General features: G+C 64.4%; 8 protein-coding genes. 6 read left to right on the top strand and 2 right to left on the bottom strand.

Going from position 1 to position 7,391, the window contains the following annotated elements:
• The 5 genes from ACYCVF_RS36375 to ACYCVF_RS36355 all read left to right on the top strand — a co-directional run.
• On the top strand, nucleotides 1-269 hold a 269-nt coding region (locus ACYCVF_RS36375), incomplete at its 5' end, for a chemotaxis protein CheW (RefSeq protein ID WP_459604892.1).
• 35 nt (nucleotides 270-304) lie between these two features.
• Nucleotides 305-694: a response regulator gene (locus tag ACYCVF_RS36370; RefSeq protein ID WP_061027458.1), complete on the top strand. Its 390-nt coding sequence runs from the start codon at nucleotides 305-307 to the stop codon at nucleotides 692-694.
• Nucleotides 695-723: 29 nt separating this feature from the next.
• Entirely contained in the window at nucleotides 724-1,602 is an 879-nt protein-coding gene (locus ACYCVF_RS36365) for a CheR family methyltransferase (protein ID WP_459604890.1), read from the top strand.
• A gap of 2 nt (nucleotides 1,603-1,604) precedes the next feature.
• Nucleotides 1,605-1,922 (top strand): hypothetical protein, encoded by a 318-nt coding sequence (locus tag ACYCVF_RS36360; protein ID WP_011083221.1) that lies wholly within the window; start codon nucleotides 1,605-1,607, stop codon nucleotides 1,920-1,922.
• A 140-nt stretch (nucleotides 1,923-2,062) separates the two neighbouring features.
• Entirely contained in the window at nucleotides 2,063-2,566 is a 504-nt protein-coding gene (locus ACYCVF_RS36355) for a response regulator (protein ID WP_459604889.1), read from the top strand.
• Between the two features lie 20 nt (nucleotides 2,567-2,586).
• Here the strand turns inward: ACYCVF_RS36355 and ACYCVF_RS36350 are convergent, their stop codons facing one another.
• A complete protein-coding gene (locus ACYCVF_RS36350) occupies nucleotides 2,587-2,889 on the bottom strand; it encodes a hypothetical protein (RefSeq protein ID WP_459604888.1) in 303 nt (100 codons plus the stop codon).
• Nucleotides 2,890-3,038: 149 nt separating this feature from the next.
• On the opposite strand from ACYCVF_RS36350, the gene ACYCVF_RS36345 reads away from it, so the two are divergent.
• The gene (locus tag ACYCVF_RS36345) at nucleotides 3,039-3,674 is read left to right on the top strand and encodes a response regulator transcription factor (protein WP_459604886.1); all 636 of its coding nucleotides are present in this window, start codon (nucleotides 3,039-3,041) and stop codon (nucleotides 3,672-3,674) included.
• A 133-nt stretch (nucleotides 3,675-3,807) separates the two neighbouring features.
• Here ACYCVF_RS36345 and ACYCVF_RS36340 read toward each other — a convergent pair whose 3' ends face one another.
• Nucleotides 3,808-7,326: a PAS domain S-box protein gene (locus ACYCVF_RS36340; RefSeq protein WP_459604885.1), complete on the bottom strand. Its 3,519-nt coding sequence runs from the start codon at nucleotides 7,324-7,326 to the stop codon at nucleotides 3,808-3,810.
• Nucleotides 7,327-7,391: the final 65 nt, after the last annotated feature.

Below are 7,391 nucleotides of genomic sequence, written 5' to 3'. Positions count from 1 at the left end.
CGCGCCTCGGCCTGCCCAGGGACGATGACGGCAAGACCCCGATGGCGGTCGGCGTCGACCTGCGCGGCGAATCCTACGGCCTGCTGATCGACCAGATCGGCGAGGTGCTGCGCCTGCCCGAGGCAGGGATGGAAGAGAACCCCGTCAACCTCGACCCCCGCATGGCCAAGCTCGCCGGCGGCGTCCACCGCCTCGACGGACAGCTCATGGTCGTCCTCGACGTCGATCGCATCCTTGAGCTCAAGACCGAAGTGCAAATGGCTGCCTGAGTTCTCACAGAAGAAATTTTAGCGGGAGATCCAAGATGAAGACGTGTTTGGTGGTTGACGACTCCAGCATTGTACGAAAAGTCGCGCGCCGTATTGTCGAGGCGCTGGGCTTTCAGGTCATCGAGGCCGAAGACGGCGTCGAGGCGCTGGTCCACTGCAAGAAGGCAATGCCGGAAGCGATTCTTCTCGACTGGAACATGCCCGTCATGGACGGCTTCCAGTTCCTCGGCACACTGCGCCGCATGCCCGGCGGCGATGAGCCCATGGTCGTGTTCTGCACCACCGAGACCGGGATCGACCACATCACAAAGGCAATGGGCGGCGGCGCCAACGAATACATCATGAAGCCCTTCGACAAGGACATCGTGATGGCGAAATTTCAGGAGGTGGGGCTGATCCCGCTGGGCGAAGAGACCGCCGCCTGAACGCGTCCGCTAACTTCAAGAGGTCTTCCGTGAACCCGACCGAGTATGAGTATCTGCGCAAGTTCTTGAAGGATAATTCGGGCCTCGACCTGTCCGCAGACAAGCAATACCTGATTGAAAGCCGGCTGCTGCCGCTCGCCCGCAAGACGGGACTCTCGAGCATTGCCGAGCTGGTGCAGAAGCTGCAAGGCGGCTCGCGCCAGCTGATCACCGACGTGGTCGAAGCCATGACCACCAACGAGACGTTCTTCTTCCGCGACAAGGTCCCGTTCGATCATTTTCGCGACCACATCATGCCGGAGATCATCAAGGCGCGCGCCGGCAAACGCAGCGTACGCATCTGGTGTGCTGCCGGATCGACCGGCCAGGAGCCCTATTCGCTGGCGATGTGCCTCAAGGAGATGGGCGCGGCGCTCACCGGCTGGCGCGTCGAGATCATTGCGACCGACCTCTCGCAGGAGGTGCTGGAGAAGGCCAAGGCCGGCGTCTACAGCCAGTTCGAGGTGCAGCGCGGCCTGCCGATCCAGATGCTGGTCAAGTATTTCAAGCAAACCGGCGAGACCTGGCAGATCAATCCCGAACTGCGCGCGATGATCCAGCACCGGCAGCTCAACCTGCTGCACGATTTCGCCCAGCTCGGCACTTTCGACGTCATCTTCTGCCGCAACGTGCTGATCTATTTCGATCAGGATACCAAGATCAACATTTTCAACCGCCTGGCGCGCCAGATCGAGCCGGACGGCTTCCTGGTGCTGGGCGCCGCCGAAACCGTGGTCGGACTGACCGATACGTTCAGGCCGATTCCGGAGCGGCGCGGCCTCTACAAGCCGAACGACCCGCGTGCGGCGGCCGCCAAGCCGGTTCTCGCCGGTGTGGCGCCGCGCATGGCGGCGGTCGTGGGACGATAGGCATGGCCGAAGACGGCAAGGGTGCAGAGCGCGTGACGTTCAGCCGCGGTTATGATGTCTGCATCATGGCCATCGACGGCACTTGGCGGCGCGATTGCAAGCTCAACGCGATCTCCGACACCGATGCCATTCTCACGGTCGAGGGCTCGATCCAGGGGCTGAACCTGAAGGAGTTCTTCCTGCTGTTGTCGTCGACGGGCCTCGCCTACCGTCGCTGCGAGCTGGTCCGCGTCAACGGCGCCGAAATGGACATCCAGTTCCTGCGCGGCAAGAACAGGAAGAAACGCGGTGCGGCCGGCGGCCATGACGCAGCGGCGTGATCTGGCCGCAGCTGTCGCCACGCTTCCCGGCGCATTGCTTCACATTTGCTGAAAACATCCGAATCAATTGGCCGCAGCAGCTTTACGTGGCCTAAGCGCGAGCCGTGTATCCGTTGACGGTCTCAATCCAGGATACGGCAATGCCCAGAAGTTCTCTTTCTCCCAGCCCGTCGAATCTGCCCGATGCCGCCGAGCGGCGTGCGCTTCAGCTCCTGGTGGTCGATGACGACGCCACGCAGCGCCGCCTGATCACGGTCGCTGCCAAGCAGGCCGGCCACGAAGTCACCGTTGCGCCCTCGGTAGCGGACGCCATCGAGAAGCTCCGCGCCGCGCGCTTCGACTGCGTGACGCTCGATCTCGTGCTGGAGGATGGCGATGGCATCGACGTGCTGCGCGAAATGGCGAACGCGAAATTTGCAGGTTCCGTGATCGTCATCAGCGGTATGGAGGGCAAGCGCCGCAGCGCCGCCCGCAGCTTCGCCCGTTCCGTCGGGATCGAGCTCCAAAGTCTGCCGAAGCCGCTGGATCTCGCGGCCTTGCGCATCAGCCTCGCCAATCTCGGCAAGACCGCGATGGGACTGCCGGCGATTCACACCTGGGGTGGTGTCGCCACCGACGCGATCGTGGAACGGCACCGCGCCTGAAGCGCGGAGCTGCCACGCGATCAGACGCGGTCGTCCGCCGCGTTGCCGAATTCCGACAGGCATTGCAAGGCATGGCCGAGGCTTGCCCGGCAGGCGTTGAGGGCTGCGCTCGCGGTGGCATACCGGGGCGTGACGTCATCGAGCAAGAAGACGTCCGCGGAACCTTCGGGATCGCTGCCGTACCCTTGATCCATGGCTGCGGCGATCCGGCGCATACTGGTCTCGATCCCTGCGACAAGCAAGCGAAGGTCCGCTGCAATCAACTCACAGGTCTCGACTTCGGGCGGTGCGGCAGGAGGCGGTGTGTCGGCCAAATTCAGCATGGATATTCTCCGTCCCCCGCAATTAGGCGCCATGCCGCTACTTGTGCGTTAAGTCCATGTCCCGTAGAAATGCGGGTGGGCCGAATCCGCGCCGAACGCCATAAGGATTGGCGTGGACGCGAGTCCTTCATGCCAACCGGATGTGGCACATGGCCGAACAAAGCTCTCGCGGTGAAATCTTCGTGGTCGACGACGACCCTGCCGTTCGCGACACCTTGTCGATGGTGTTGAAGGCGGCGGGCTATGAGGTGATCTGTTTTGCCGACGGTGCAGCGCTGCTCTCCGTCGCGCGGAGCCGCACACCGGCTGCGATCCTGCTCGACGTGCATATACCCGGAAAGTCGGGTCTCGACATCCTCAAGGAGTTGCAAGGTGAGGACTATCCGGCGCCGATCTTCATGATCTCCGGGCAAGGCGACATCGCGATGGCGGTGGGGGCAATCAAGAGCGGCGCGCTCGACTTCATCGAGAAGCCATTCCGCGGCAGCGAGATCGTCGGCCGGCTCGACGAGGCGATAGGCGCCTTTGCACGCAGGCAGGCGGAGAATGCGTCGCCGAAGTTCGGTTCGCTGCATTTCCCCGGACGCGAGCCGTTGACGCGCAGGGAACGCGAGGTGCTGGAGCAGTTCGCCTCCGGCGCATCCAACAAGGAGGCCGGCCGCACGCTCGGCATCAGTCCGCGCACCATCGAGGATCACCGCGCCAACATCATGAAGAAGCTCGGCGCGCGCAATGCCGCCGATCTGATTCGCATCGTGATGACCGCGGCCCAGCGGGCGTCGTAGCGGCTGGTTGCATCGCGGACATTCTTCGTCATTCCGGGACGATCCGGAGCATCGAACTACGGTGCGCAATCGCGCACCTGAGTATCCCGAGATTCCGGACCGTGCTGGCCGTTCCCGGAATGGCTCCCAAACGTCACCCGATCAGCGCCTTGCGGATGATCCGCGCCAGATCTGATTTGCGGTAGGGCTTTGCGAGCAGCAGAACGCCCGAATCCAGCCGGCCGTGATGGATGATCGCGTTCTCGGTATAGCCGGACGTGTAGACCACCTTGAGATCGGGACGTGTCTTCTGGAGCTCATCGGCGAGCTGGCGGCCGTTCATCTTGCCGGGCATGATGACATCGGTGAACAGAAGGTCGAACTGCTTTCCGGCGGCGACGATCGCGAGCGCCTCCGCGGCGTTCGCGGCCTGCAAGGTGACGTAGCCCAGCGAATGCAGTTGCGCCAGCACGTAGTCCCGCACCAGCTGGTCGTCCTCGACGACGAGGATCGTCTCGTGTCCGCCCTCGATGGCCGCCGCCGTCACGCCCTCTCCAACTGCGGTCGGCGTCTTGCCGGGCGGCAGATACATCTTGATCGTGGTGCCGTGGCCCTCCTCGCTGTAGATCCTGATGTGACCTGTGGACTGCTTGATGAAGCCGTAGACCATAGAAAGCCCGAGCCCGGTGCCCTTGCCCGGTCCCTTCGAGGTGAAGAAGGGGTCGAAAACCCTGGCCAGCATGTGCGCGGGAATGCCGGTGCCGGTGTCGCTCACGGCGATCAGCACGTAGTGCCCCGGCGGCACGTCGTTCACGCTGGCATAGACCTCGTCGAGATAGGCGGCGCCAGTTTCCAGGATCAGCTTCCCGCCGTTGGGCATGGCGTCGCGAGCATTGAGCGCGAGGTTGAGGATCGCGGTGGTGAGCTGGTTGGGATCGACGATCGCGACGCAGTTCTCGTCCTCGAACACCGATTCGATCTGGATCTGCTCGCCCAGCGTCGGCCGCAACAGTTTCGCGGTGTCGACGATCAGCGAGTTGATGTCGATCTCGCGCGGCTGGAGCGGCTGCTTGCGCGCGAAGGCGAGCAGGTGCTGGGTCAGATCGGCGCCCCGCGCGGCGGCCTCGTCGATCATCTTCGTGATGGCCGCGAGCTGCGGCTCCTTCGCGACCGCTTCCGCGAGAATCTCGATCGTCCCGGTGATGACGGTCAGAATATTGTTGAAGTCATGCGCCACGCCGCCCGTAAGCTGGCCGACAGCCTCCATTTTATCGGCATGGCGGATGCGCTCCTCGGCCGCGATCTTGTCGGTGAGGTCGCGGTAGAAGACGTTGAACAGCAAGCCTTCGCGGCGCTTCAGCGCGGTGACGCTCAGTTCGGCCGTGAACTCCTTGCCGTCGCGGCGGCGGCACATCAGCTCTCGACGGCGCTTCAGCGCCCTGCCGTCCTCGCTTTCGAGGAAGCGCTTCAGGCCGGCTCTCACCCTGCCACGTTCGCTCTCGGCGACGATCAGGTCGATCGTGCTCTTGCCGAGCACCTCGTCTCGCCGCCACCCGAAAAGCTGCTCGGCCTGCGAATTCCAGTTCAGGACGCAGCCGGTCTCGTCGATCTGGACGAAGGCGTCGAGCGAGGTCTCGACGATGTTGCGGGCGAGCCGTTCGCTTTCGAGCAGCGATTCCTGCGCGAGCCGAGCCTCGGTCATGTCGCGCCCGACGAAGAAGAAGCGCTTCGCCGGCCCTGACCAGCTGCCGAGCCAGGATAGCCAGACCTCGTGCCCGTTCTTGTGGAAGCAGCGGGTGTCGGAGATCTTGACGCGCTCGCCCTGCCGCATCGCGCGCATCTCGGCGCGGGACTGCTCCAGATGGTCTGGATGAATGAAGTCGGCGCCGCTGCGGCCGATCATCTCGTCCGGCCGATAGCCGAGAATGGCTTCGCTGCTCGGGCTGACCTGCGCGATATGGCCCCGCGCATCCATGATCATGATCAGGTCCTGTGATGTCTCGAAGATCTGCCGCCGCTCCTCGAGCTGCTGCTGCAGCGCCCGCTCGGCGCGCCGGGCTTCGGTCAGGCAGCGCGCGCTTCCGGAGGCGCCGATGATCTCGCCCGAGGGTCCCTTGATCGGCGACAGGCCCAGCGAAATCTCGACCGGCGTGCCGTCCTTGTGCAGGCGTACCGTTTCGAAGCGTTCGATCGGCTCGCCCCGCGCGATCCGTCGCAGATAGTCCTTGCCGTGCTCGCGGCGGTCGGGTGGCACGATGATCGACGTGGGCTTGCCGATCGCCTCGTCAGCCGAATAGCCGTACAGCCGCTCGGCGGCCGGATTCCAGCCCGTGATGACGGTATCGAGCGTCTGCATCACGATCGCATCGTCGGACGATTCCACCGCGGCACTGAACAGGCTCTCGCGTGCTGCGTGATGGCTTCGCGCGGCCTCGGTGCGGCGATGCTCCCCGATTTCGCGTTCGAGCGCGGCGGTCTTCGCCTGCGTCTCTTCCACCATCCGGGCAAACGCCCGCGCCAGCACGCCGGTCTCGCCGCCGGCATCGACGGGAATCTCCGCGGGACGTCCGCTGCCGATGGCCTGCACCGCCGCGGTGAGCCGCCCGATCGGGCGTGTCAACGAACGCGCCAGCAGCACTGCGAGCGAGGCCGCTGCGAGCACGGCCAGCACACCGACGACCAAGGAGGTTTTCTGGATGGCTCCTGGCACGAGGCCGAACACAGGCGCTGGAATCGTCTCGATGATTGCGACCCATTCCTTGCCCACGAGCATCGCTGGCGCGATCGCCGCGCCGCTCGGCCGGCCCGCACCATCCGTCATGAGCTGCGTGGAGACTTCCAGCGTGCCGGCCAAGGCGGCGAAATATGGAAAGTCCTTGCGCCAGTCGCTGGGACGGTCATGCGGTGCGCCGAATTCCCGCGTGCGATCGGGATGGATCAGATAATCGCCGCGCGAATTCACGACGTAGATCTCTCCTCCTGAGGTCGTGGTGGAGCGGACGCGGTCGAGTGCCGGGCGCATGTCGACATTGGCGACGATGATGCCGAACGGCTTGCCCTCGGATGCGAACAGAGGCATCGCGACCCGCAAAGTCGGAGCGCGAGCCGCCGTAGTTCCCCCGTGGCGGGTCGCTAGATCGATGGGCGACACGTAAATCTCGCCGGGCCCGAGCCGCATCGTTTCCTTGAAGTAGGTTCGGTCGCCCTTGCGCTCCAGTTCGCCGTCCGGGGCGATCCGTGCCGTTCCGCCCGGTCCGGAGCGATCGACGCGGACCAGTTCGCGCTGGTCGTTATCGACACCGATGATCCGAAACTGCCCATAGATCGGCTTGGCCTCGATCTCGGCCGCGAGCCGCGTCGCGATACGCTCGCGCCAGGTTTGCTCCGAGACGCCGTCAGTGGGGTCGATTCCTCCACCGGTCTGAGCTCGGATGAGGCCATTGATGGCCGCTGCGGCGCGATAGCCGATCAGATCGCCGCGCACGCCCGCAACGTAGGATTCGAGATTGGTCGCGAGCAGGCGTGACTGGGCTTCAACCCGCTCCAGGACCCGTGGAATGACGGCCCGTGTGGTGTTGCGATAGCCCAACCATCCGACTGCGGCCACGGTCACCGCCACCAGCAGGATCATCGCGATGGCCAGTCGCGTGGCCAGCGTCGTTGCGAGCCTCATGGGGATTTTCGCCGGGCTTGCCGTATCGCGCTTGTTCTGGCTCGGAGCAGAGGAGGTGTCCTGGT

Source organism: Bradyrhizobium cedriense, from assembly GCF_054602315.1.
The sequence above is the reverse complement of the archived record's forward strand: the minus strand, read 5'-3'. Positions and strand labels throughout refer to the sequence as shown.